We start from the raw sequence: 23,852 nt of genomic DNA on the forward strand, positions 1-23,852 counted from the left end.
GCGACATAAAAAAAGACGCGTTGGCGTCTCGTCGCCAGTGAGGTTCATCGGGGTTCCAATCCCGGCACCTGATTTTGCAGGTGCGGGTAAAAGATACCGCGACAGGGAATAAACGGCAAGAGGGTGCTATCGTGTTTTTCGTAATATCATGTAGAGTAGTGTTAACCAGTTGAAGTTACAGCGATCGTTCTCACAATGAAAGTGAGATTCAACCATCATTTCGAAAATGTTATGCAAGATGACACCGATCTTGGCTCTTCTACCCTGTAACGGTAAACTGTGTACCTTTACAGGAGTTATTAACCCAAGACATCAGCGCTGCCTGCGTTGAATGTGGCTCTTACAGGCGTGTCCATGACCAGTCGTCCCCAAATGATTATCAACGTATTACAGGCGAATCCTGATGAGCAATTTACTGCTCGTCAACTGGCGCAAAAAATCATCGAAATCTATGCGGATGAGTTGGCTGAAAAACGTAAAAATCCGCGTTTTGCCAGCGATGACGCTTTTTTGAGCCAGATAACGGCAGAGGTAGGCGGTAGCCGCACCGTGAAGGCAAAAGCCATGTGTCCGTTAGTGATGACGCGTGATAAGCCCCGACCGAGGCTGTTTTATTGGGGAGGCGAGCCTGCGGACGATGCTCAGGTGCAATTGCCTTCTGATACCACCCCGGTACCTTCGGCAGAAACGGTGAGTTTATCTGAACATGCGCTTTATCCGTTGCTGATTGAGTATCTCTCTGAAGAAGAGGATTTACTCTGCCGCCGTATCGATGAGAAGCGCTCAAGCAACAACAAAGGCTTAGGGGCCAACCACTGGCTTTATCCCGATATTGTTGCGTTGCAGCCTCTTGATAAGGGCTGGGATACGGTGGTGCAAAACTGTGTCCGCCATAGTGAAGGGCGTTTAACCCGCCTGTGGTCATTTGAAGTAAAACGACAGCTTAACCGTAGCAACGTGCGCGAATGTTTCTTTCAGGCAGTGAGCAATTCAAGCTGGGCGCACTTTGGCTATCTGGTCGCCACCGAGATTAACGAAGATAAGCAGCGTGGCGTTGAGCGAGAGCTTCAGATGCTGTGCGCGCTGCACGGCATTGGGGTGATCCTGCTTAACCCACAGGATCCGGGCAATAGCCAGACGCTGATCCCGGCGCGCGAGCGGACCAGCATCGACTGGCAATCTGTTAACCGGCTGGTGGAAGAGAATAGAGACTTTAAAGAGTTTATCGATCTGGTGGCTGAGTATCACCAGACCGGAAAAGTACATAAGGCGTTATGGAATAAGTAACGCGGCACTCTCCTTTGCTCTATACATCAGTGATGGGTCATTATTCAAGTTCAGAAAGTATTTATGCACAATGATCAGAGCGACAGACGAGTAATGGTAGCTGCTCCAGCTTGGTCTGAAGAGATGGACGCCACACTGACAGTTAACCATGTCAAACTGGTAATATGATATTTCATTAATCGGATATCATCCTGCCACATAGAACATTCGTTTATATTTTATCTTTAATGTCGCTCTTTAATCGACTTTTACGAAAATAATTAAACCAAATATTGCATCTGTACATTGTCACATAATATATTGGTTTAATAATTTAGTTTTTCGTCGATCCAGAGGCGACACTTGACAAACTATCTAAACTGGCTGATGCGAAACACTCTACCCGGTCAGGTGTTGCTCCAGTCATGGCTTAGCCGCAACGGCATAGATCGTAAGCTCTCTTACCGCTATGTACAGAACGGCTGGCTCAGGCGGGTAGCGCATGGTGTTTACTGTCGGACGGGTCGCGAACCCGACTGGGTCGATGCGGTTTCCTGTCTGCAAACTCAGTGGGAAAAACCGGTACGGGTGGCAGGGCTGACCAGTCTTGCGCTACAGGGCCATGCTCACTATGCCGAACCGGGCAGGCCAAAGGTCTGGCTCACGCTCCCGGCTTACGTCAAGCTACCGGGATGGTTCGCCACCTTTAAACAATCCGCCACCTTTATCACGTTATATACGTCGGGCCTGTCCGCTGATGTAACACCATTCACTACAGAACTGAAAATCGGCGATCGGCGAGTAATGGGCAGTTGCCCGGAACTTGCCGCGTATGAAATCGCCAGCGGCGTTCCTGCGCATATCTCGTTTGAACATGCCGACGCCCTGTTTCAGGGGCTAAACCTTCTCAGCCCGCGTAAGTTACAGACGCTGCTCTCTGCCAGTCATTCGGTGAAAACCAACCGGGTGGTGCTCTACCTTGCGCAACGCAACGGACATCCTTATTTCCAGTATCTCGATCAGAGTGGTGTAGATACCGGGACAGGAAAGCGGCAAATCGTCCCCGGCGGCTGGCTGGAGCCGGATTACCAGATCACCGTTCCCAAGGAATTTGAACCGAAAGGAGTCGAAGATGGATCAACGTGATATTTACGCCCGACAGGTCAAACTGTTGATGACTGCCCTGCCGCATGTAGCGAAAGAATCCTGTTTCGCTTTAAAAGGCGGTACGGCAATTAATTTATTTGTGCAGGACTTCCCTCGCCTATCGGTAGATATCGATCTGGTTTATAAGACCTTCATGGACCGCGATACCGATCTCGCTGCCATCGACGATGCATTGAGGCGTATTACCGAATCTCTGAATAGCACGCGGGGGCTCACCGCAATTCGGCAGGATAATAAAGCCGATGAAAAACGCATTATCGTTAACGCCGCTTATGCGCAGATAAAGATTGAAGTCAGTCCGGTCTGGCGTGGATTGCTGTTGCCTCCGGCAGAAATGCCGGTGTGTGGGCAGGTGGAAATGGAATATGGCTTCACCACCATGAATGTCGTCTCTCTGGCGGATCTCTACGGTGGAAAAATCTGCGCCGCATTCGATCGCCAGCATCCACGCGATCTGTTTGACGTACTGAATATGCTGAAGAAACCGGGTCTCACGCGCGAGATCTTTGACGGTTTTCTTTGTTATCTGGCAGGTCATCCCCGCCCCATAGCCGAACTGCTGGCCCCAAACTGGGACACGGGGCGGATCGCCACGCTGTACCAACAGGAATTTTCGGGCATGACGCAGCAGGAAACCTCTCTGGAATCACTTCTGTCGGTAACGACATTGCTGCCGCAGGCGTTGAAATCTCATTTTACCACTCAGGATCAACAGTTCTTACTCAGCTATAAGCAAAACACCCCTGACTGGTCGCTGTATCGCTATCCTGATATTCAGTATCTCCCCGCCATTCGCTGGAAACAGCGTAACTTATGGGCGCTGAACGCTAAAAATGCGGCTAAATTTACGGCGGCGGTGAACAAACTGAAGAGGGTTCTGGAGCATTACTTTTAGCTCTGGTTCAGAGAGATTGAATTAAGCCATGATGTTTAATTATCTCAACTGAGTTCTGACGATATCTCAAAAAAATAATAAAAATACAAATTAAATCAATAAACTAATCATATCCATTTCAATACATTATCTCAAAAACACCTAATTCACATGTCGTCTCTTCGTTTAACACCACTATATGTGGACCTCAGACCGTTATGTGTGGACCTGACTCCACACATAACGAAGCCTCTCCCCTTAAACACCGATTCCTCGTGACAACCATCACAAAAACAAAGCGATTTTTTATGGGGGCTTTAGTGGGGGCTCTGTTTCAAGAATTTCGCAATTAAACCAATAACAAACAGCATGTTAATCGTGGATATGATTCCGAGTCCGCCACCTTTCCTTTTTTATGCCTCTTTATAAATTTCCATGTGTATGTAATTCAATAAGTTGGCGTAAAAATCTTTCCCGATGCGTTTTGATTTATCCCTTCGTATCCGGAAAATTTGGGGTCAGATTGCGGGTCGTTCAGTTCGATGAACGAAGGAGACCCTCACATGGCCCTGAATGACAGTAAAATCCGCGCTGCCAAATCCCGCGCAAAATCCTACAAACTTTCCGATTCGCAAGGTCTGTACCTGACGGTATCCACCAGCGGCGCTAAGTTATGGTATTTCCGCTATCGCTTCGGCGGTAAGGAAAACCGTCTGGCCTTTGGCCCCTACCCGCAAACTACACTGGCGGAAGCCCGTGAAAAGCGCGACGCGGCGCGTAAGCTGCTGGCGTCCGGCCTCTGCCCTTCCCTGGTGCGCAAAACGGATAACACCGCCGTTGATGAATCCCGCACCTTTCAGTACATCGCCACCGCATGGCACACCAGTTGCCTTAAGCTCTGGTCGGACGCTCACGCCGATAAGATCCTCACCTGCCTGAAACGCTACGTTTTCCCCGCGATCGGTGCGATGGATATCGCTCTGATTGAGACCCGACATCTGGCACAATTGGTTAAAACCATCGACGATAAAGGCGTGCATGACGTCGCCGGACGGGTACGCCAGCATCTGACCAAAATCATGCGCCACGCCGTCCAGCAGGGCGTAATCAAATATAATCCGGCTTACGATTTGGATGGTGTCGTGACCCCGGTGGTGACCCAACATCACCCCGCCCTGCCGCTGAAACGCCTGCCTGAACTACTGGAGAAGATGGATAGCTACAAAGGCCGGATGCTGACCCGTTTGGCGCTGGAACTGAATCTGCATGTTTTTCTGCGATCCAGCGAATTGCGGCTCGCTCGTTGGGATGAGTTCAACCTGAAAGCGCATATCTGGAGCGTGCCCGCCCGGCGCGAAGCCGTAAACGGCGTGCGGTTCTCAGAGCGTGGAGCAAAAATGAAGGATGAACATCTGGTGCCGCTGTCGCGGCAGGCGGTCGCCCTGCTGAAACAGATTCAGGCGCTTTCCGGCGAATCGGTCTTCGTTTTTCCGGGCGCACATACTCTGAACAAACCAATGAGTGAAAACACCGTCAACAAGGCGCTGCGCGTGATTGTCTATCAAACCTGCCAGACTACTGACTAGTCGCGCACCCCGGAATACAACGCTACCTCTTGGTTAATTGCTGAATAATCACTTGGAGTATATACTCACAGTATGCATAAATGAGGATCTCTATCATGAAACACCGCGTTAGCGTTACCGTGGACAAAGACAATTATCAGGTTCTGAGTGCTGCCGGAGTTAACATTTCTGGTCTGGTAAATGACGTCATTGGCAAGGAAGCCCGCCGTATAAAGGCTGAGGAGTGGAAGAAGGAAAACCGCGAAGGGATGGAAGAAGTCGCCAGATTTATCGCACAGAATGGCTGCTTTGCTGATGAAAACAGGAACTGGTAATCATCATGCAATTCATTGTTTATCAATACAAACGCGCCAGTCACTACAAAATGTTTGTCGATGTGCAAAGTGATATTGTCGAAACGCCAAAGCGGCGTATGGTCATTCCGCTTATAGAAGCGCATCACCTGTCTGAGAAAGTGAATGAGACACTGTTCCCTCGACTCCACATCAACGGCGAAAATTATCGGCTGATGACCACTGAACTATCGAGCGTTCCCGCTGAAGTCATAGGTGAAGTGATTGCGGATCTCGGCGACTACGCGGATGAGATCAAGGATGCTATTAATCTTATGTTTTTGGGGATTTAAGAGAGATCCTGAATGTTCGCATCACATTCCCTCCTCCCCCGAAATTAGGTAACACCAACGAGCCAAAAGACCTCTAAAAATAAATGGCTCGGTTTAGCGGGATACTTACAAAGACGCTTTAAATTCCGTCAATGAGGAAATCTATTGCTGCCTTTATCTGAATACGATACTGCGAGGCATCACAAAACATAGCTCCCAAGGAGCGGACAGGTATACTTGCCAGTTCGTGAGTCATAACAGCGTACTCTTTGCCGTCCGTACCCGCAGCCCTTGATCTCTCCTGAAGACCTTGGCAGCGAGGAGGATCAGGCTGGCTTATTCGTACTTTCAGGCAGGCGTGCGATCACCTTGATCTCGAACTGGAAGCCATAAAGCCATGTGACGCCAACCCCCGTCAGAGCTGGATATGGCGCATCGCCCCAGTATTCCGGCAGCACCTTCCAGACGGTGTCGAGCGTGGATTGAGGATCAACAACAAACAGGGCGACATCGACCACGTCATCGAAGCTGCAGCCGGCAGCCTCAAGCACCGAGTTGAGGTTGTCGAAAGCAAGCCGGATCTGTGCTTCCAGTTCTGGCTCCGGCGAGCCATCATCCCGGCTGCCGACCTGGCCCGAAACGAAAAGAAAACCGTTCGAGCGCACGGCGGGCGAATAGCGGTTGCGTTCGTACAGGGCTTGGCGCCCGGCAGGAAATACTGCATCACGGAATACGGTCATGGCCGGGCCCCTCTTTTGGCTGTCACTCTCTTGATGTGCCGACAACAACGATATTAGCACCGAAATTGATCGCTGATTAGCCGGACAGTAGCGGACAGTCCGTACGAAACGGCGAACAATGCGCGCCGCAACTTGCACTCCAGAATAGATCGGCATTTGATCGTCCTCGCAGCTGAGCAGGCTGCCTGGGCGCCTAATGGGACGCGGCTGTCGTTATTAACAATTTCTCCTTGGCGTTCAGCTGATTGATATAGTCAACGAAGGCATGAGATTAGGCGACACGGCATCCCGTTGTTGTCCCATCTGAAAATATTCCCCTGGTGAAGGACATTATTCACACGCCCCGGTTAATCTGACATTATATAAATAGCTCGATCTTTATATTCATAGCGCTGCTTACCATAGCGCAATACGCGATCGTGAGAACGGGGGGAAATCCCTCTTGTTTCAGAAAAATATTTATGTTATTAGCCAATTCTGAAATTTGAAGAGATAATTTAATATATCAATAATAAGGATGCGAATAATAAATGAATTTAAATGTTACCGACAAGCCGTATCAAAGTGAACAAGACTTCGTTATTCAAAGTCTGTGGAAACACAATGAAAAATATGACGCCGTCGATATTCACCCGTTATTTTTAAATTTCAGAGACGATACCGGCGCCATCGTGGCCGGTCTGGTGGCCAGAACCTGGTGGGGAGGGCTTGAAGTTCAATATCTGTGGGTCAGCGAGCAACACAGGAAAACCGGATTAGGCAGCCAACTGATGAAAAAAGCCGAAGAGGAAGCGCTCAAACGCGGTTGCCATCTGGCCTATGTCGATACCTTCAGTTTTCAGGCGCGGGGCTTTTACGAAAAACTGGGGTATCGCGAATACGGAAACCTGCCGGGATATGCCCACAAGCACACGCGGCACTATTTAGCTAAATCGATCCGCTGAGTCAGCATTAGCCTAAAAGGAGGGCAGGATGCCATCGTCGCCTAAAAGTATAAATGATTATATCCGCAGTCTTATTACCATGATGGAGTGCTTGAATGAGCCCTGGGGTATCAAAGACTTGAAATCCTGACATATTTATATGAATAAAGCGGCATATCTTTATACCAACACTCCCCTGAATTTTGATATCGAGGGGAAGTTTGATGATGAGTTTCCTGCCGATTGGGCTGAGTTATCCGATGACTTGCAAGAGCATGACCGCCGTACGGAAAATAGCGCACAGCGCGTTACCGTTATCGAAACCCACTATTGGTATGGCAAAAAAACGCTAACGCCGTTCATTAGCGAGAAAATCCCCATCTTTAATGCAGAGCGGATTTGCATCGCAACCATGTGGAACGCCAGGCCGCTTAATACGCTGTCTCCTTTGGTTTATATTAACCACAAAAAGCCCACCACGTTGAACACCGAATTAACCACCAACATTTTCACCAAGTCTGAACTTGATATTGTTTTTCTGATATTGCAAAGGTTTAGCAATAAAGAGATCGCCAAAAAAATGAACGTTTCATATAAAACCATTGAGAACAGGGTATATAGCATGTATCAAAAGGCGAACGTCCATTCGTTGAATCAATTTGAAGCGTTTTGCCATCATCTGGGACTGGATAATTACCTTCCCAATTCACTCATAGAGAAAGGCATTCAATTTATTTAAATATAAGGAATATATTCAGATGGAAAGAATAGATGATTATCCGGTCAGCCGGGTGCCGATGAATGTACGGCTGCCCTTTTTTAATGTGGCATTGGTCCATATAGGGATGCTGACCGCGCTGGATCAATTTATGTTAGGCGCCGTACTGGGCAACGCGATGACACTACGCGATGCCTTTATATCGATTTTTATCGGCAGCGCGATTTTCGGGGTAGTAACCTTGGGCCTTGGCTATGCGGGCATGAAAGAAGGATTATCCGGCAGCCTGCTGGCCAGATGGTGCGGCTTCGGACGCGTTGGTTCCGTATTGATCGGCGTAGTGATTGCCGTCAGCCTGTTAGGCTGGTTCGGCGTGCAAAACGCCGTATTTGCCAAAGCCCTCAACTTCGCCCTCGACGACAGGTTAGGCTTCGGCTGGTCGGCCGCCCTGTCCGGCGCCGCGTTGACGATTCTGGTCGCCTTTGGCTTCAAGGCATTAAAATTTACCGCGAAAATAGCCGTTCCGCTGTTTATCCTTATTGTCGGCTACATCTCCGTTATGACCCTCAGCGGGCACAATATTGCCGAATTACTGCGTTCCGCTCCCACCGGCGCGGCCATTTCCATCAGCGCCGGGGCCACAATGGTGGTCGGCGGCTGTATTGTGGCCAGTTTAATTACCCCCGATATGACCCGCTACTCCCAAAAAGGCAACCACGTTTTCTGGATCACCATTATGTCGATCATCGTGGGGGAATTCATCGTCAATGGTTTGGCGATATTAATTGCCCGGGCGCTGAATACCGCCGACGTGGTGACCATCATGTCGCAAACCGCCGGGGGAATCGGGCTGATCGCGGTTATTTTTTCCACCTTGAGAATCAACGACATCAATCTTTATTCGTCATCGCTGGGCATTGCCAACGCCATAGAAGGCATGACCGGCAGAAAACTCAGCTATATGTCGATCACCTTGGTAATTGGGTTTATTGGCACCTCTCTTTCCGTGATGGGTATTTTAGATAGATTCGTGGATTTTCTTACCCTGCTTGGCGTGTTGTTCCCGCCGATTATCGGCATCATGCTGGTCGACTATTATATTTTAGGGACTCATCGGCAATTGCTCGCCGCGAGCAGAAAAGAAGGCAAACTCCCGGAAATCGCCGATACGCCGTTGATCGGCTGGGCGGCCATCGCCGCGAGTATTGTCGGCGCCGTGGTAGGCTTCGCCATAGAATGGGGGATCCCGGCGCTTAACTCACTGTTGGCGGCCAGTATGCTGTATTGGGTGATTAAAGCCCGCAGGATATGATTTTCGGCTGAACATTAAACAGGGCCGCACCCTATAGCATAAGAGTGCGGCTTCAGGAAACAGGGGCATTTACCCCAAATGCTCGGTTAAATAATCAATAAACGCAATAATTCTCGCCGGTACGTGTCGGCGCTGCTGGTAAACCGCGTGGATATCCGCCGCCGGGGTGGCGAAATCGGTCAATAGCGCCGCCAGTTCGCCGCGCGCGAGATAATCTCTGACGTCCCAGAACGAGCGCAAAATAATGCCGTGTCCATCAAGCGCGTAGCACATAATCACTTCGCCATCATTACTCGACAGGCTGCCGCAGACTTTATGGGTAAATTCCTTGCCGTCCTGGTAGAAACGCCATAATGAATAATCGCTTTCAAACTGCCGCAGCACCATACAGTTATGTTCGGACAGTTCGGCCACCGTCTTCGGGGTGCCGGCGCGGGCAATATAGGCCGGCGACGCGCACAGCACCCGGGGATTATCCAGCAATTTCCGCGCAATCAAACGCGAATCGGGCGGTTTCCCCACGCGGATATCAATATCGATTCCGGCGTCGAGCATGTTGACCGGCTGGCTGGAGAGCTGGAGCTGCACTTCAAGGCCGGGGTGCAGCCGTGAAAAAGAGGAAATCAGCGGCGCAATGTGGCGGCGGCCAAAACCAAAGGAGGCATTCACCGTCATCTTGCCGCACAGCGAACGCTGATTTCTGGCGACGGCGCTTTCCAGTTCGCTGATTTCTTTCAGTATCGGCGCCGCCCCTTCGGCATAAAGAATACCTTCCACCGTCAGGTCCAAACGTCGGGTGGTGCGTTGTATCAGCTGCACGCCAAGCCGCTTTTCCAACTGCGTCAGCCTTTTGCTGACCGCGGGCAGGGAAAGTCCAAGCTCGCGGGCCACCGCCGTCAGGCTGCCTAACGATGCAATACGGCTGAAAAAGAATAGATCGTTAACCGATGACATGGATTCTTCTCTTAAATTCAACAGTAACTTGCCATTTAGGCTAATTGTTCACCATTTACCAAAGAAATACACTCAATTAAACCCTCGCATAGCAACAAGGAACCTCTGATGGCGGTAAAACAACACAGCATCGCCGTAATACCCGGTGATGGCATAGGTAAAGAAGTGATGCCCGAAGGCGTGCGCGTAATCCAACGGGCGGCGGAAAAGTTCGGTATCGACATACGCTGGGACTGGTTCGATTTCTCCAGCGCCGACTACTATCTCAAGCATGGAAAAATGCTGCCGGATGACTGGTTCTCCACCCTGAAAAATTATGACGCGATCTATTTCGGCGCGGTGGGCTGGCCTGAAATCGTGCCGGATCATGTTTCTTTGTGGGGCTCGCTGCTGCAATTCCGCCGGGAGTTCGATCAGTACGTCAACCTGCGCCCGTGCCGGTTAATGCCCGGCGTCAAAGCGCCGCTTGCCGGGCGCAAACCAGGCGATATTGATTTCTACGTGGTGCGGGAGAACACCGAAGGCGAATATTCCAGCGTCGGCGGAACCATGTTTGCCGGCACCGCTCGGGAAATCGTTATTCAGGAAACGGTGATGACGCGCGTAGGGGTCGATCGCATCCTCAAGTTTGCCTATGAACTGGCGATGAAGCGCCCGAAAAAACACCTGACCTCCGCCACGAAATCGAACGGTATCGCCATCACCATGCCATACTGGGATAGCCGGGTGGCGGAAATGGCGAAACAGTATCCGCAGATCAAGGTCGATAAATTCCATATCGATATTCTGACCGCCAATTTTGTCCTGCACCCGGACTGGTTTGACGTGGTGGTCGCCAGCAATTTATTCGGTGATATCCTGTCGGATCTGGGACCGGCCTGTACCGGCACGATTGGCATCGCCCCTTCCGCCAACATCAACCCGGAGCGCCATTTCCCCAGCCTGTTCGAACCCGTTCATGGCTCCGCCCCGGATATCGCCGGCAAAGGGTTGGCCAACCCTATCGGCCAGATATGGTGCGGCGCGATGATGCTGGAGCATCTGGGCTATGCGCAGGCCGGCGCGGCGGTATTGCACGCCATTGAAAGCGTATTGTCTCAGGGCCCGCAGACCGCGCCGCTCACCCGCGATCTCGGCGGCAGCGGCAATACGGAAACCTTGGGAAGAGCGATTGCGGACCGGCTGTAACGCCGCCGGTGTTAACACAATATTGTCGCCAAGATAAAATGTTGGTCTATATCTTATTTTTTAGCAAAGCCTGTTAATAGCGCCGGGGTTGATAGACGGATTTTCTATAAAAACCGCAATCCGCTGGTGATGACTTTTTAAGAGCAATAAGATCGGTGCGGTTTTTATCGTCAAACGAAGGAGGTTAGTGTGTACAAGGCGTATGACAGATATAGAAATCCGCTCGATCCCGGCTGCCGCGTTATGCAAAGCGATTCACGCCTGATCGGCACCATTGCGGCCATTCATGCGGATAATCTGAAACGTGAAGAAGTCCGGCGCGCCAAGTGCGTTGAACTAAAAGGCGTTAATGGGTACTTTGCCCCTCAGGAGCTGATGCGTCTCGGCCGTTCCTGATTTTCAGAACAGAGGGTTTTTATCACGCATGGCTTTGATTATTCGGGCGTCGTTCTGTCGCCCGATATTGTGTTTCCCGCATGACTTTTTTATTTCCCCCGTAAGCGCCACGGCTCACGGTTGCTCGAACCAATCGCCGTTCTGCTGGGCGATGGGCGTAATCGAGTAAATCAATTCCTGTAAGTGCGCGCCAATCGCCTGCTCGGCAGCATCGGGATCGCGGGCCTTCAACCCATTGAAAATAAGATAATGTTGCTCAATAAGGCTCTCCGGCGGGGAGACCTGGCTTAAACTGAGGAAACGGACTCTGTCCATGGTCGCTTTAATCGACTCAATGGTTTCCCACGCCAGCGGACACCGTGCAATCTGGGTTAAATACTGATGAAAACTGTCGTCAAGGCTGAGAAACTCGCGCATCCGTTCATTTTGCGCGGCCAGTTCCTGGCGGCGCAGGTTATGTTCCAGCATTAATAATTGCTCGTCGGTAACCGTTTCCGCCGCGCGGCGAACGATGGCGCACTCCAGCGCCTGACGAATAAAACGGGCGTCGGCCACCCGTTTTTCAGAAATTTTCATCACGAAGGTGCCGCGCTGCGGCAGTATCTGCACCAGTCCGGCTTCGGCCAGCTTGATAAACGCCTCTCTCACCGGCTGGCGAGACACCGCAAAACGCATTGATATCTCTTTTTCGGACAGCAGCTTACCCGGCGGAATGATGCATTCCACGATGTCTTTACGCAACACGCGGTAAATTTGCTGGTTTACAGGTTCATTGTTGTTGATCTGAAAAGGAGTGTCCATACAGCCGCTTTTTTACTCAGAATAGTTATTGATTATGATACATGCATACTTAAGGCCGTATCTATCTTCTTTTCCCGGTAAAATCTGGCGTTATACGACAAATATTTATGCTGGCGGTACGGTTTTCATCATCATTATCGGAATGCGCCATACTGTTGCCGGCAGTATGGCGCGCATGATGTTCATTTTCGGCCGCCGAATGATTAACTCAGCGTCTATTTTTCTTCTGTAACACCAGAGCGACGGACTTTTTGGCGCCATGGGTCTGCAATAACCGATAAGCCTCAGCGACCTGTTGCATAAAAACGGGGTTGTCCGGCAAATCGTTGCCGAATACGTCGCGCAGGCTTAATAACGCCCGGACTCTGCCCTGCCCGTCCTCACTCTGCGCCACCAGCTGCGCCAGTTTTTCCCGCAGCGGATCGCTGATGTCGATGGGTTGCCCCCGGTCGTCCACGCCGCCGACGTAACGCATCCACCCCGCCACCCCTAACGCCAGCAGATCGAAAGACTCGCCCCTGGCCAGATGGACGCGAATGGAATCCAGCATACGTTGCGGCAGCTTCAATGTTCCGTCCATGGCGATTTGCCAGGTGCGGTGTTTCAGCCCGGTATTGCGATAGCGCTCCAGCAAGGATTCGGCATAGGCCGCCAGATCGACATTCTCGACGTGCAGCGTAGTGGCCTGCTCATCCAGCATAAGCCGGCGCGCAGCCCGGACATAGTCGCTATCCTGCATACACTCATCAATATACTGATAGCCGGCCAGATAACCGAGGTAAGCCAGAAAGGAGTGGCTGCCGTTGAGCATGCGCAGCTTCATTTCTTCGTAAGGCAGGACGTCCGTCACCAGTTCGGCGCCAACCTTCTCCCATGCGGGACGTCCGGCGACGAAATTATCTTCAATTACCCATTGTCTGAAGGGTTCGCAGGCGATCCCCACCGGATCCTGAATCCCGCCGATAACCTGCGCGATCTTCTCCAGCGTCTCCGGCGTAACGGCGGGAACAATCCTATCCACCATGGTGGAAGGAAAGCTGACATTGTCCGCTATCCACGTTGCCAGGGCGGCATCCTGCGCCTGCGCCAGTGCGAGAACCACATTGCGGGTGACGCTGCCGTTATTCGGCATATTGTCGCAGGACATCACCGTAAACGGCTTGAGGGATTTGTCCCGCCGTAGCCGCAGCGCTTCAACAATCGCGCCGGGCGCGGAGCGGGGTTGCCGCGGATGAGCCAGATCGTGCTGAATCAACGGGTGATTGGTATCAATGGATGCGGTTGACGGCAGGTAGCAATACCCTTTCTCCGTCACCGTCAGCGAGACAATGGCAATATCCGGCTGCGTCATCGCGGTCAGCACGCGGTCAATCCCGTCCGCTTCGCCATGAAGAGCCTGGCGCACCACCCCCACAATACGGCCATGCCAGTGGCTGCCGCTCATTTCGCACACCGAATAGAGTAAATCCTGCTGCCGCAGATCGGCAATTTGCCGCTCGCCGCCGATCAGGTTAACTTCGCAATACCCCCAGTCGCTGCCGTGCCCGGCGGCCAACTGGTCGGCATAAACCGCCTGATGAGCCCGGTGGAAAGCGCCGAAACCAAGATGCACGATGCGGGTTTTCAGTAACTTGCGGTCATATTCAGGGATAATCGTTCCCTGGGACAGCCGGTGAAGATTGCTTGGTGAAAGATTCATCGCAAGAGTCTCATTTAATATTTTGCCGAATATTGCCAATAATCATTTAATTATCGGTACATAAAGACGTTTACGCCGCGTCTTCCAGCTCGTCCAAATCACGATCTTTTACTTCAGGCATGCAAATGGCCGAGAACAACCCTATCAGCGAATAGACGATGACCATCACCGCAATCGGCCACCATGAGCCGGTGATATTGCAGAAAATACCGGCCAGGACGGGACCGAACCCAACGGCGACCAAACCGCCGGTCTCTTTGGAAATAGCCATTTGAGTGAAGCGATTCCGCGCGCCGAAAATTTCCGCCATGGTGATATTTTCCAGAGCGAACAGGCCTAATACGGCGAAATTATGAATAACAATAATGCAGGTAATAATGATATTAACGTCGGTATTTTTATCCACGATAATTGAGAGCATAGGATACGCCAACAAAATCGCCGAGATATTCAGAATGATATAAGGCGTACGGCGGCCAATTTTATCGGAGAGCCAGCCTAGTAACGGAATGGTGATAAAGCCGATAATAGAGCTGATCATCAGTGCGTCGGTGGGAATATATTTATCGAATAACAGCGTCTGTACCAAATATCCCGCCAGGAATGTCTGAATCAGCCCCGAATTACCGGCTTGCCCGAAGCGTAATCCGGTTGCCAGCCAGAAAGACTTGCTGTTAAACATTTCCAGTAGGGATTTCGGTTCATTTTGCACGCTAACGCTATTTGATAATGAATGATCTTCGGCAGCCTCGTTATTCACTTTTTCAAACACCGGACTCTCTTTCAGATTCAACCGCAGCCAGATGGCAAACAGCATCACCACGACGCTGGCCAGGAAAGGAATACGCCAGCCCCACGCCAATAACTCTTCTCTGTCGAGGGCAAAGAACATAACGGCCCATATCGCCGTCGCGCTGAGCGTCCCGCAGTTGGTGCCCATCGCCACCAGGGAGGAAATTATGCCGCGCTTACCTTTTGGCGCATATTCGGCCAGCATCGTCCCGGCGCCGGATATCTCCGCGCCCGCGCCCAACCCCTGGACGATACGCAATGTCACCAGCAGGATCGGCGCAAAAATACCGATCTGGGCGTAGGTGGGTAACACACCGATTAATGTCGTACAGATCCCCATCATGGTGATGGTAATAAACAGCACTTTCTTCCGGCCTACCGCATCCCCCATTCTACCGAAGATAAAAGCGCCGACGATACGCGCCACATAGCCAGCGCCGTATGTTCCCATAGCCAGAATTAACGCCATGGCCGCCGACTGTTCAGGGAAAAATATTTCATGAAACACCAGCGCGGCGCCTAACGAGTACAACTGAAAATCCATAAATTCCAAAGCAGTGCCCAACCATCCGGATACGGCCGCTTTTACCAGGTCGGTCGTACTCCGCACAGGCTTATGCTGCCCGGTATCTATTTGTTTGTTGTTCATCTTTATACTCTCTACGGTTTGTAGTTATGCGCATAGCACAGCCGCACAATAACGTTAAATTGTGCGACAACTTGTCTAAGCCTTGGCAAATAAGGCTTAGGGCGATACAGAGGAAGATAATTGTTAGAATAAAATTGACGATATTTTATAGTTCAGTCGTTATCTCCAATTGAATAAATCATATTGCTGCCTGGCACAGACAGTTATTAACCTAACTAACGGTCAAACTTCAGTAATACCTTGCAGCAGCTTTTTTTATCCTTTTCGAATATATCAATCGCTTCCACCACCTGTTGATAATCAAATCGGTGGGTGATTAATTTTAACGGATCGATCTTTTTCTTTTGCAGCCATTCAATAACCAGCGGAAATTTATTCGCATTAAGCCTTGAAGAGAAAATAGAGAGCTCTTTGCTGGTAATACCCTGTTGGGTTATCTGACAGGGGTCGCTGGAAAAGCCCATAATCGCGATGCGCGCGGCGGGAGAGGCTATGGCTATCGCCTCTGATAAAATTGACGGATGGCAGGCCGCGTCAATAATCAACGTTGGTTTGATTTTCAGCTTGTCCAATTCATCTTTTAATGACAGTGAAGCGTTATTAATCACTTTATCCGCCCCGCAACGCTGCGCCATAGCTAGACGTTCGGGGATGCGATCGACGACAATAACCTCTTTTACCTGATAAACCCCTTTTAAAACCTGAACGGAGGTCAGCCCCATCGGCCCAGCGCCGTAAATCAGGGCAATATCCCTTTGCGTTGGCTTAACCTGGGCGGCGACATTGGCAGAAATGGTGAAAGGCTCTACCATTACCGCAAATTCATCCGCTATATCATCCGGAATAGGGTACGCATTTTTATCCGGCACCACACTGTACTCGCTAAACCCGCCATCGCGATGCACGCCCAGCACCACTAAAGACGTACAGACGTTTGGTTTACCGACGGAACAAGGGTAACAGCGTCCGCAGCTGACCACGGGATCAACAGACACTCTTTCACCGATACGCGAGGTATCCACGCCTTCGCCGACGGCGTCAATGACGCCAAAAAACTCATGACCGATTACCCGCGGGTATTTGGCGAAAGGATTGTGACCGCGATAAATATGGCTATCCGAACCGCAAATTCCGGCCAACGCCACCTTGACCCTGACATCGCCTTTGGCCGGTCGAGGCACGTCTCGTTGCTCGATCGCCAACTCATTCGGCTGTTTTATCACCACGCTTTTCATAACAGGTTCCTTTACCAATTCCACAGTGTGCCGTCTTCCAGGCGCGCGACCGGCAGATAGGCGGGTTCATAGGGGTATTTGGCGGCCAGCTTTTCATCAAACTCGATGCCCAGTCCCGGTTTATCGCCGGGGTGCATATAACCCTTGTCAAACACCCAGCTATGGGGGAACACTTCCAGCATCTGTTCGGAATAGCCCATATATTCCTGTACGCCGAAGTTGGGTACCCAGAGATCGAAATGCAGCGCCGCCGCCATGCAAATCGGCGACAGATCGGACGGGCCGTGCGAGCCGGTGCGCACCTGATATAAAGAGGCAAAGTCGGCAATCCGCCGCATACCGGTAATGCCGCCCGTATGAGTAATCGTGGTGCGGATATAGTCGATTAGCTGCTCTTCAATCAGCTGCTTGCAGTCCCAAATGCTGTTAAAGACTTCCCCGACGGCAATCGGCGTAACCGTATGCTGCCGAATCAGGCGGAAACACTCCTGGTTTTCCGCCGGGGTGGGATCTTCCATCCAGAACAGGCGGTAATCTTCGATGCTCTTGCCGAAGCGCGCGGCTTCTATCGGCGTCAGGCGGTGATGCATGTCGTGCAGCAGATGTTCCGCGAAGCCAAATTTGTCACGCACCGCCGCAAACAGTTTCGGGGTGAAATCGAGATATTTTTCCGTCGACCACAGTTGCTCTTCCGGCCAGTCGCCCTTGGTTGCCGGCTCATAGGCCAGGCCTTTGCCTTTCGCCATCCCGTAGGTGGTTTCCATACCGGGCACGCCGCACTGCACGCGAATCGCTTTAAATCCCATATCGCGGTGTTTGGCGTAATCATCCAGCACTTCATCGATGGTGCGGCCGGTGGTATGGCAATAAACCATCACGCCGGTGCGCGATGCGCCGCCCAGCAGTTGATAAAGCGGCATATTGGCCGCTTTGCCTTTGATATCCCATAGCGCCATATCCACGGCTGAAATGGCCGACATGGTCACCGGACCGCGACGCCAATAGGCGCCTTTATAAAAATACTGCCAGATATCTTCAATCTGTTGCGCATCACGCCCAATCAATTGCGGGCAAATATGATCCTGTAGATAAGAAGCGACCGACAGTTCACGACCGTTAAGCGTCGCATCGCCGATACCGGTCACTCCGCTGTCCGTGGTGATTTTCAAGGTGACGAAGTTACGCCCCGGGCAAGTCACAAATACTTCTGCGCTGACAATTTTCACTTTACCTATCCTTCTCTACTGGTGATCGCTAACGCCCTCTACACCAACTACCATACAAGTATATAAAGAGAGATACATTGAGTCACTTCACACTTATGTCATCGGGTTCAATGAATGGCGGACGATGGCGATGTCATATCCCACCGGGCTTTTGGCGACGGAAGAACAATCCGTTTTCCGATAAACACCTGAAACCCTGATGGCGAATTAACATTTTTGCAATATTACGATCGGCGTTAGCGCTTTTACGGCGCTTACGGTTTTTAACGGGATAAATCAATTTCCGATCACGTCTCGATTGACTGAAATAAATGCTTACCAGATCACAAATCAATTACCTCATTGGGGGTCGCATTAACAAATGCCAATACAACGACAAATCATTTGCCAAAAGCGATTCATTATGTTGCAGATTATTCAGCCCCTATAGAATTGAACAGCCAAGTGACTTATCTAAATAACAGCTCCTTATAATAGATTGAGATGAGTTTTATATAGATATACAAAGAAATAAATGTGACTAAGAGCACAACTATACCCTTGGCCCTATGGTCAAATAAAAACAATAAAAAGAATATGGATACGGGTAAGTAAGCTATCGGAACCGGAATATTTTAAGTCAAAAATTTACCTCTGATGCCAAATCGGTACCACTTTCCCCATAGGTTTTTTGTTGCATGGCGTAGGATTATCTCGTTTACCGTCATGATGACGCGAATCCGCCAAAAGCCTATCACGACGATTTTTGATATCGGTACCGCTTTCAGAAAGGCTGCAGTTTCAATGTGAAGGTTATGTTATGGAAGAATTCTCTCGTCGTCGTTTTATCGCTTACATGGGAAGCGCTATTGTTGTAACCGGGAATTCCAGCCTGGCGCTGGCGCAAACTACGGATGAACCCGCGAAAACCGCCAAATCCACCGCCGTCAAATATGGTCTGCTGCACAATGAGCAACGCTGCATTGGCTGCAATGCCTGCATCGGCGCCTGTAAAACCACCAACAGCGTGCCGGACGGCGTGACCCGGCTGGAAATACTTAAAACCGTCGATCTCCCGGCCGAGGGGAAGACCCGGGCATTCAAGCAATATTTCCGCAAATCCTGTCAGCACTGCGAAAACCCGCCTTGCGTCTCCGTATGTCCGACCGGAGCCTCATTTAAAGATGCGTTAACCGGAATCGTCGACGTCAATGATAAACGCTGCGTCGGCTGCCGCTACTGCATCGCCGCCTGTCCGTATCATGTGCGTTTCATTAATCCGGTCAGCAAAACGGCGGACAAATGCAACTTTTGCCGGGAAACCAATCTGGCCGCGGGGAAACAGCCCGCCTGCGTTGAAATATGCCCGACCAAAGCCCTGGTGTTCGGCGATCTGAACGATCCCGATAGCGATATCTCGAAAATGATCAAGAGTAATTCAACCTATCGGTCAAAAGTTTATCTTGGCACCGAACCACAACTTTATCGCGTACCGGGCAGACGGGGAGAAATAGACAATGCTTAACGCCTTCCATTTCGACACCCTGGTATGGGACTGGCCCATCGCCATTTATCTGTTGCTGGTGGGCATCTCCGCGGGAATGGTGTCGCTGTCGATTTTGATTAAATACTATGCGCCCGCCGAATATAACGGCGGCAACAACGTTATAAAGTCGACGGCGATCGTCGCCCCGCTGGCCGTTATTATCGGTCTGCTGATTCTGATTTTTCACCTCACCCGTCCTCTGACATTCTGGTATCTGATGGTGTTCTACAGCCCTACCTCCATTATGTCGCTCGGGGTAATGTTATTTCAGGTCTATTTTGTGGTCATCGCCTTGTGGATTATCAACCTCTACCGCGAGCCTTTACTCCGCCTGATTGAAAGCAAAATCCGTCGTCCGGCGCTCACCGCGCTGGCGCAAAAAATCACCGGCGTGATTGCCGGTAAAGCCGGGCTGATTGAAAAAACGCTGCTGGTGCTGGCCGTGCTGCTCGGCTGCTATACCGGTTTCCTACTCTCCGCGCTGAAATCGTTCCCGCTGTTAAACAACCCGGTGTTACCGGTATTGTTCTTGGCGTCCGGCACCACCTCCGGCATTGCGGTTGCGATGCTGGCCAACGCCATCAGCCGTAGCGCCTCCGGTAATACCGCCACCATGCACTTTATTCATAAAATAGAGAATCCGGTTATCTATGCCGAAGTGTTTCTGCTGTTCGCCTTCTTTGTCGGCCTGTTTCTGGGCGGCGGGCAAAAAACGGTGGCGGCGCATACCGCGCTTACCGGCTTCTGGGGCGGCGTGTTCTGGATCGGCATCATCGGGCTGGGGATTGCCGTTCCGTTAATCGCCAGCTTTATGCGTAAAAAGCGGGAACCAGGCAGAGGCAGTCTCGCGGCGATGGCGGCGTTAAGCCTGCTGGGCGTTTTCCTGCTGCGCATGTTCGTGCTCTATGCCGGACAAATGACGGTGGCCTAAGCCGATGAATACGCCATGGGTCCTATTCTGGATTGCATCCATCACTTTTTTTATGCAATCCCTGGATACCACCATGCTGTATATCGCCATTCCGGCCATCGCCGACTCCCTGCATCAACCGGTGCTGCGTATGGAAATGATCGTAATTTCCTACGTCATCACCGTGGTGGCTTTCACTCCGGTCAATGGCTGGCTGTCTGAGCATTTAGGCGAAAAGAAAACCTATCTGCTGGCTATCGGCATATTTATGCTGGGGTCGCTGTTGTGCGTAACGGCGCATTCCATTATCAGCCTGAGCGTCTTTCGTTTTATTCAGGGAATCGGCGGCGCGCTGATGCTGCCGATCATCAGAACCGTGATATTAAGAACCACGCCGCAGGCCATGAAACTGATATTTCTCAACCGGATTACCCTGCTCGGTTTATTGGGCACCATGATTGGTCCGGTATTAGGCAGTTTTCTGGTTAATCTGTTTTCATGGCGGATTATTTTTATAGCCAATATCCCGCTGTCTTTTATCTGTCTTTTTTTGGCGAAAAATCATATTCCCGACGAAGCGGTCGGCGTGGAGCGCCAGGCCGATCCTTACGGGCTGGTATTGCTGGTATTAATGCTGTTTCTGGCCGCATTCACGCTCACGGCCATGCCTAAAAATATTATTCCCACACCTGTCGCCATCTTGCTCTGCTTATCCGGAACCGGTTTGGCGTTTCTTTATTTCAAAAGGGATATCACCAAAAGAGAGACGTTATTTCCCTCGTCGCTATTTGAAATAAAAACCTTCTCCATCGGTATCTTTGGCGGAATTTTAACCCGGGTGCTACTGTCGTCCACGCCCGTGGTGCTCTCATTGATGTTGCAAACGACGTTGGACTGCAAACCGGTGGAAACCAGCACGATCCTGCTGCTTTTTTCTAGCGGCGCGCTGCTGTCAAAAGTGCTTTTCGAGCCAATGATTAAACGCGCCGGCTACCGCAGGCTGCTAATGACGACCACCGCGTTTACCTCGCTATTTATTCTTGCCATGAGTTTTGCGGTACAGGAAAAATCAATGATGCAGATCGGCATCATCGCCACTATTCTGGGAATATTGATCTCAACGCTGCATTCCGCAGAAAATACCCTGGCGTTCAGCAACCTGAGCAATTCAACGTATAATAGCGGCAATAACCTGCTGACCATGGCGCAATTAATCTCGGTGATGGTCAGTATGACGCTCACCTTTCCGGTATTACGCTTTCTGTCTCAATTTGAAACGATCTTTAACGTAAGTAGCTTTAGCCTCTTATTTTTATTGCTTGGCATTGGATTACCGATTTGCTGTCTGGTATTCAAGCATCTGAATGAAGACGACGGCCATCATTTTATTCACGGCAGATAACCATTAACGGTTCAGGCTCCCGCTTTACGAAACGTCAGATTAAAACGATATTCCCCCGGCAGGTACGAAGGCACCGAACCGCCTTTCAGCGGCGAAATGCCGTGATAGCGCAGCCGGGACGCCCCGCCCCACACCACCACATCGCCGTGCGTCAGCGGCAAACGCCGTACCCGATCGTTACGCGCCATGCCGCCAAACAAGAACACGGCGCTTAATCCCAGGGAGAAAGAGACGATGGGCTGCCGGCGATCATGTTCGTCCTTATCCTGATGCAGCGACAACCGGGCGCCGACCTCATAACGATTAATCAGACAGGCATCGGGTTCAAAATCGACAAAACCGGCTTCAGCGGCAGCTTTTTTCGCCAGTTGAGAAAAGATTTCCGGCATAGCCGGCCACGGCTTCCCGCCGAGCGGATCAACGGGAGAATAGCGATAGCCGGTTTCATCCGTCACCCAGCCTAACGGCCCGCAGTTGCTCATGGCGACCGACATGGTATAGCCGCCCGGCGTCGTCATATGGCGGAACGGCGCCCGCGCGGCAACGGCGTTGACCGCCGCCATCAGGTCCGCGGCCTGCTGCTGAACAAATCCCCGCAGGATAACCGCGCCGGGCGCCAGCGACTCCGTCCAGCGTCTCGGTTCTTCCTGCGCAAATAAATCAAGATTCATGACGCGCCGGCTCCCCCGCTGCTTTTGCCAAGGCTTCTTTGTTTAACAGCGCGCTTTTGCGCGCCACTCCCCAGCGATAGCCCGACAACGAACCGTCGTGGCGTACCACCCGATGACAGGGGATCGCCACCGCCAGCCGGTTCGCCGCACAGGCCCCCGCCACCGCCCGCACCGCGGCGGGAGAACCGATCCTGGCGGCGATATCGCTGTAGCTGGCGGTTTCCCCGATCGGAATATCGCGCAGCGCCTGCCACACCCGCTGCTGAAAGGCGGTTCCCCGGATATCCAGCGGCAACGCCAGTCCGATTTCCGGCGCATCGACAAAGCCGACGACCTGCGCCACCCGCCGTTCAAACGCCGCATCCCCGCCCACCAGTTGCGCGTTGGCGAACATCTCCTGCAACTCCTCGACCAGTTGCTGAGGATCTTCGCCTAACAGGATGGCGCAAATCCCCCGTTCGCTTTCCGCCACCAGAATATCTCCCAGCGAACAGGCGCCAACGGCAAAATATATCGTCATGCCCCGTCCTTTATGTTGAAAGGTTTTCGGCGTCATGCCCAGCTGCGCATCGCTGGCGGCGTAGAAACGCCCGGCGGCGCTATAGCCGTTATCCAATATCACGGCGGTAACGGCGTCGTTTTTCGCCAGCTGTTGCCGCACCTGCCGTTGGCGGTGGGCATTGGCATACTGCCTGGGCGTCACGCCGGTTATCGCCTTGAACAAACGGTGAAAATGGAAAGGACTCAGCCCCACCGCCTGCGCCAGCGCATGCAGCGCCGGGGGCTTCGCGATCTGCTCGATCATCCGGCAGGCGCGGGTAATCTGTTCCGCCTGCTGCGCCTCCCGCGATAGCCTGCCCTGACGGCAACGCTTGCAGGGGCGGAATCCCGCCGCCTGCGCCTGGTCGGCGGAGGCGAAAAACAGCACATTTTCACGCTTCGGTCGGCGTGAGGCGCAGGACGGGGAGCAATACACGCCGGTGGTTTTCACCGCATAAATAAAGCCGCCATCCGCCGCCTTATCCCGCGTGAGCACCGCCAGCCAGCGCGCATCGTCATCCTGAGGGTTATCGCCGGATTTCATTTTTCACCTCCCGCGTAATAGAGCAGTAAAACCTGATTAAAAGACGGCTACCACCATAAGATGAAAAAACATCGCCAACAGGCCCGAATCTTGCTTTTTAATTCCGCCTCCCGCCTGATGCCGCATATAA

At 51.6% G+C, this 23,852-nt stretch carries 21 protein-coding genes and 3 pseudogenes; 14 read left to right on the forward strand and 10 right to left on the reverse strand.

Annotated features, from left to right (window positions below; genetic code table 11):
* Positions 1 to 354: 354 nt before the first annotated feature.
* The 6 genes and pseudogenes from EH206_RS17840 to ccdB all read left to right on the forward strand — a co-directional run bounded on the left by EH206_RS17840 (position 355) and on the right by ccdB (position 5,518).
* On the forward strand, positions 355 to 1,287 hold the full coding sequence (locus EH206_RS17840) for a COG2958 family protein (RefSeq protein WP_009114278.1): 933 nt from the start codon (positions 355 to 357) through the stop codon (positions 1,285 to 1,287).
* Positions 1,288 to 1,629: 342 nt separating this feature from the next.
* Positions 1,630 to 2,412, forward strand: a complete 783-nt coding sequence (locus EH206_RS17845) for a type IV toxin-antitoxin system AbiEi family antitoxin domain-containing protein (RefSeq protein ID WP_009114279.1) — start codon at positions 1,630 to 1,632, stop codon at positions 2,410 to 2,412.
* On the forward strand, positions 2,399 to 3,328 hold the full coding sequence (locus EH206_RS17850; protein WP_009114280.1) for a nucleotidyl transferase AbiEii/AbiGii toxin family protein: 930 nt from the start codon (positions 2,399 to 2,401) through the stop codon (positions 3,326 to 3,328). Before EH206_RS17845 ends, EH206_RS17850 begins: the two co-directional genes overlap by 14 nt.
* Positions 3,329 to 3,870: 542 nt before the next feature.
* A pseudogene (locus EH206_RS17855) lies at positions 3,871 to 4,875 on the forward strand (tyrosine-type recombinase/integrase); the annotation flags it as partial.
* A gap of 113 nt (positions 4,876 to 4,988) precedes the next feature.
* A complete protein-coding gene (ccdA, locus tag EH206_RS17860) occupies positions 4,989 to 5,207 on the forward strand; it encodes a type II toxin-antitoxin system antitoxin CcdA (RefSeq protein ID WP_009114282.1) in 219 nt (72 codons plus the stop codon).
* Between the two features lie 5 nt (positions 5,208 to 5,212).
* Positions 5,213 to 5,518, forward strand: a complete 306-nt coding sequence (gene ccdB, locus EH206_RS17865) for a type II toxin-antitoxin system toxin CcdB (protein ID WP_009114283.1) — start codon at positions 5,213 to 5,215, stop codon at positions 5,516 to 5,518.
* A 118-nt stretch (positions 5,519 to 5,636) separates the two neighbouring features.
* On the opposite strand, the pseudogene EH206_RS17870 reads toward ccdB, so the two are convergent.
* Positions 5,637 to 5,777, reverse strand: a pseudogene (locus EH206_RS17870) (CcdB family protein); the annotation flags it as partial.
* A 46-nt stretch (positions 5,778 to 5,823) separates the two neighbouring features.
* The gene (locus EH206_RS17875) at positions 5,824 to 6,237 is read right to left on the reverse strand and encodes a RidA family protein (protein WP_009114284.1); all 414 of its coding nucleotides are present in this window, start codon (positions 6,235 to 6,237) and stop codon (positions 5,824 to 5,826) included.
* A gap of 530 nt (positions 6,238 to 6,767) precedes the next feature.
* On the opposite strand from EH206_RS17875, the gene EH206_RS17880 reads away from it, so the two are divergent.
* The 3 genes and pseudogenes from EH206_RS17880 (at position 6,768) to EH206_RS17890 (ending at position 9,190) form a co-directional block, all read left to right on the forward strand.
* Positions 6,768 to 7,181, forward strand: coding sequence for a GNAT family N-acetyltransferase (locus tag EH206_RS17880; RefSeq protein ID WP_009114285.1), 414 nt, complete (start codon positions 6,768 to 6,770; stop codon positions 7,179 to 7,181).
* A gap of 28 nt (positions 7,182 to 7,209) precedes the next feature.
* A pseudogene (locus tag EH206_RS17885) lies at positions 7,210 to 7,899 on the forward strand (helix-turn-helix transcriptional regulator).
* 19 nt (positions 7,900 to 7,918) lie between these two features.
* A complete protein-coding gene (locus tag EH206_RS17890) occupies positions 7,919 to 9,190 on the forward strand; it encodes a cytosine permease (RefSeq protein ID WP_009114286.1) in 1,272 nt (423 codons plus the stop codon).
* 69 nt (positions 9,191 to 9,259) lie between these two features.
* On the opposite strand, the gene EH206_RS17895 is transcribed toward EH206_RS17890, so the two are convergent.
* The gene (locus tag EH206_RS17895) at positions 9,260 to 10,144 is read right to left on the reverse strand and encodes a LysR family transcriptional regulator (protein ID WP_009114287.1); all 885 of its coding nucleotides are present in this window, start codon (positions 10,142 to 10,144) and stop codon (positions 9,260 to 9,262) included.
* A 108-nt stretch (positions 10,145 to 10,252) separates the two neighbouring features.
* On the opposite strand from EH206_RS17895, the gene EH206_RS17900 reads away from it, so the two are divergent.
* A complete protein-coding gene (locus tag EH206_RS17900; protein WP_009114288.1) occupies positions 10,253 to 11,332 on the forward strand; it encodes a tartrate dehydrogenase in 1,080 nt (359 codons plus the stop codon).
* A 189-nt stretch (positions 11,333 to 11,521) separates the two neighbouring features.
* Positions 11,522 to 11,728 carry a putative selenium delivery protein YdfZ gene (ydfZ, locus tag EH206_RS17905; protein ID WP_009114289.1) on the forward strand — a complete coding sequence of 69 codons (207 nt, stop codon included), beginning with the start codon at positions 11,522 to 11,524 and terminating at the stop codon, positions 11,726 to 11,728.
* A 114-nt stretch (positions 11,729 to 11,842) separates the two neighbouring features.
* Here the strand turns inward: ydfZ and EH206_RS17910 are convergent, their stop codons facing one another.
* From EH206_RS17910 to manD, 5 genes are all read right to left on the reverse strand, one after another.
* Positions 11,843 to 12,529: a GntR family transcriptional regulator gene (locus tag EH206_RS17910; protein ID WP_009114290.1), complete on the reverse strand. Its 687-nt coding sequence runs from the start codon at positions 12,527 to 12,529 to the stop codon at positions 11,843 to 11,845.
* 208 nt (positions 12,530 to 12,737) lie between these two features.
* Entirely contained in the window at positions 12,738 to 14,228 is a 1,491-nt protein-coding gene (locus tag EH206_RS17915) for a mannitol dehydrogenase family protein (RefSeq protein WP_009114291.1), read from the reverse strand.
* A gap of 70 nt (positions 14,229 to 14,298) precedes the next feature.
* On the reverse strand, positions 14,299 to 15,669 hold the full coding sequence (locus EH206_RS17920) for an MFS transporter (protein ID WP_009114292.1): 1,371 nt from the start codon (positions 15,667 to 15,669) through the stop codon (positions 14,299 to 14,301).
* Positions 15,670 to 15,884: 215 nt separating this feature from the next.
* Positions 15,885 to 16,904 carry a Zn-dependent oxidoreductase gene (locus EH206_RS17925; RefSeq protein WP_009114293.1) on the reverse strand — a complete coding sequence of 340 codons (1,020 nt, stop codon included), beginning with the start codon at positions 16,902 to 16,904 and terminating at the stop codon, positions 15,885 to 15,887.
* A gap of 11 nt (positions 16,905 to 16,915) precedes the next feature.
* Positions 16,916 to 18,130 carry a D-mannonate dehydratase ManD gene (manD, locus tag EH206_RS17930; RefSeq protein ID WP_009114294.1) on the reverse strand — a complete coding sequence of 405 codons (1,215 nt, stop codon included), beginning with the start codon at positions 18,128 to 18,130 and terminating at the stop codon, positions 16,916 to 16,918.
* A 799-nt stretch (positions 18,131 to 18,929) separates the two neighbouring features.
* Here manD and EH206_RS17935 point away from each other — a divergent pair.
* The 3 genes from EH206_RS17935 to EH206_RS17945 are packed head-to-tail and all read left to right on the forward strand — an operon-like array spanning position 18,930 to position 21,967.
* A complete protein-coding gene (locus EH206_RS17935; protein WP_009114295.1) occupies positions 18,930 to 19,634 on the forward strand; it encodes a 4Fe-4S dicluster domain-containing protein in 705 nt (234 codons plus the stop codon).
* Positions 19,627 to 20,586, forward strand: coding sequence for a cytochrome c nitrite reductase subunit NrfD (nrfD, locus tag EH206_RS17940; protein WP_009114296.1), 960 nt, complete (start codon positions 19,627 to 19,629; stop codon positions 20,584 to 20,586). Before EH206_RS17935 ends, nrfD begins: the two co-directional genes overlap by 8 nt.
* 4 nt (positions 20,587 to 20,590) lie before the next feature.
* Positions 20,591 to 21,967: an MFS transporter gene (locus EH206_RS17945; RefSeq protein ID WP_009114297.1), complete on the forward strand. Its 1,377-nt coding sequence runs from the start codon at positions 20,591 to 20,593 to the stop codon at positions 21,965 to 21,967.
* Positions 21,968 to 21,978: 11 nt separating this feature from the next.
* Here the strand turns inward: EH206_RS17945 and alkB are convergent, their stop codons facing one another.
* Together alkB and ada are read right to left on the reverse strand one after the other, a co-directional pair.
* Positions 21,979 to 22,638 (reverse strand): DNA oxidative demethylase AlkB, encoded by a 660-nt coding sequence (alkB, locus tag EH206_RS17950; RefSeq protein ID WP_009114298.1) that lies wholly within the window; start codon positions 22,636 to 22,638, stop codon positions 21,979 to 21,981.
* Positions 22,628 to 23,722: a bifunctional DNA-binding transcriptional regulator/O6-methylguanine-DNA methyltransferase Ada gene (gene ada, locus EH206_RS17955; RefSeq protein ID WP_009114299.1), complete on the reverse strand. Its 1,095-nt coding sequence runs from the start codon at positions 23,720 to 23,722 to the stop codon at positions 22,628 to 22,630. The genes alkB and ada overlap by 11 nt, the downstream gene beginning before the upstream one ends.
* Positions 23,723 to 23,852 lie beyond the last annotated feature (130 nt).

It is taken from the genome of Brenneria nigrifluens DSM 30175 = ATCC 13028 (assembly GCF_005484965.1).
Lineage (GTDB): Bacteria > Pseudomonadota > Gammaproteobacteria > Enterobacterales > Enterobacteriaceae > Brenneria > Brenneria nigrifluens.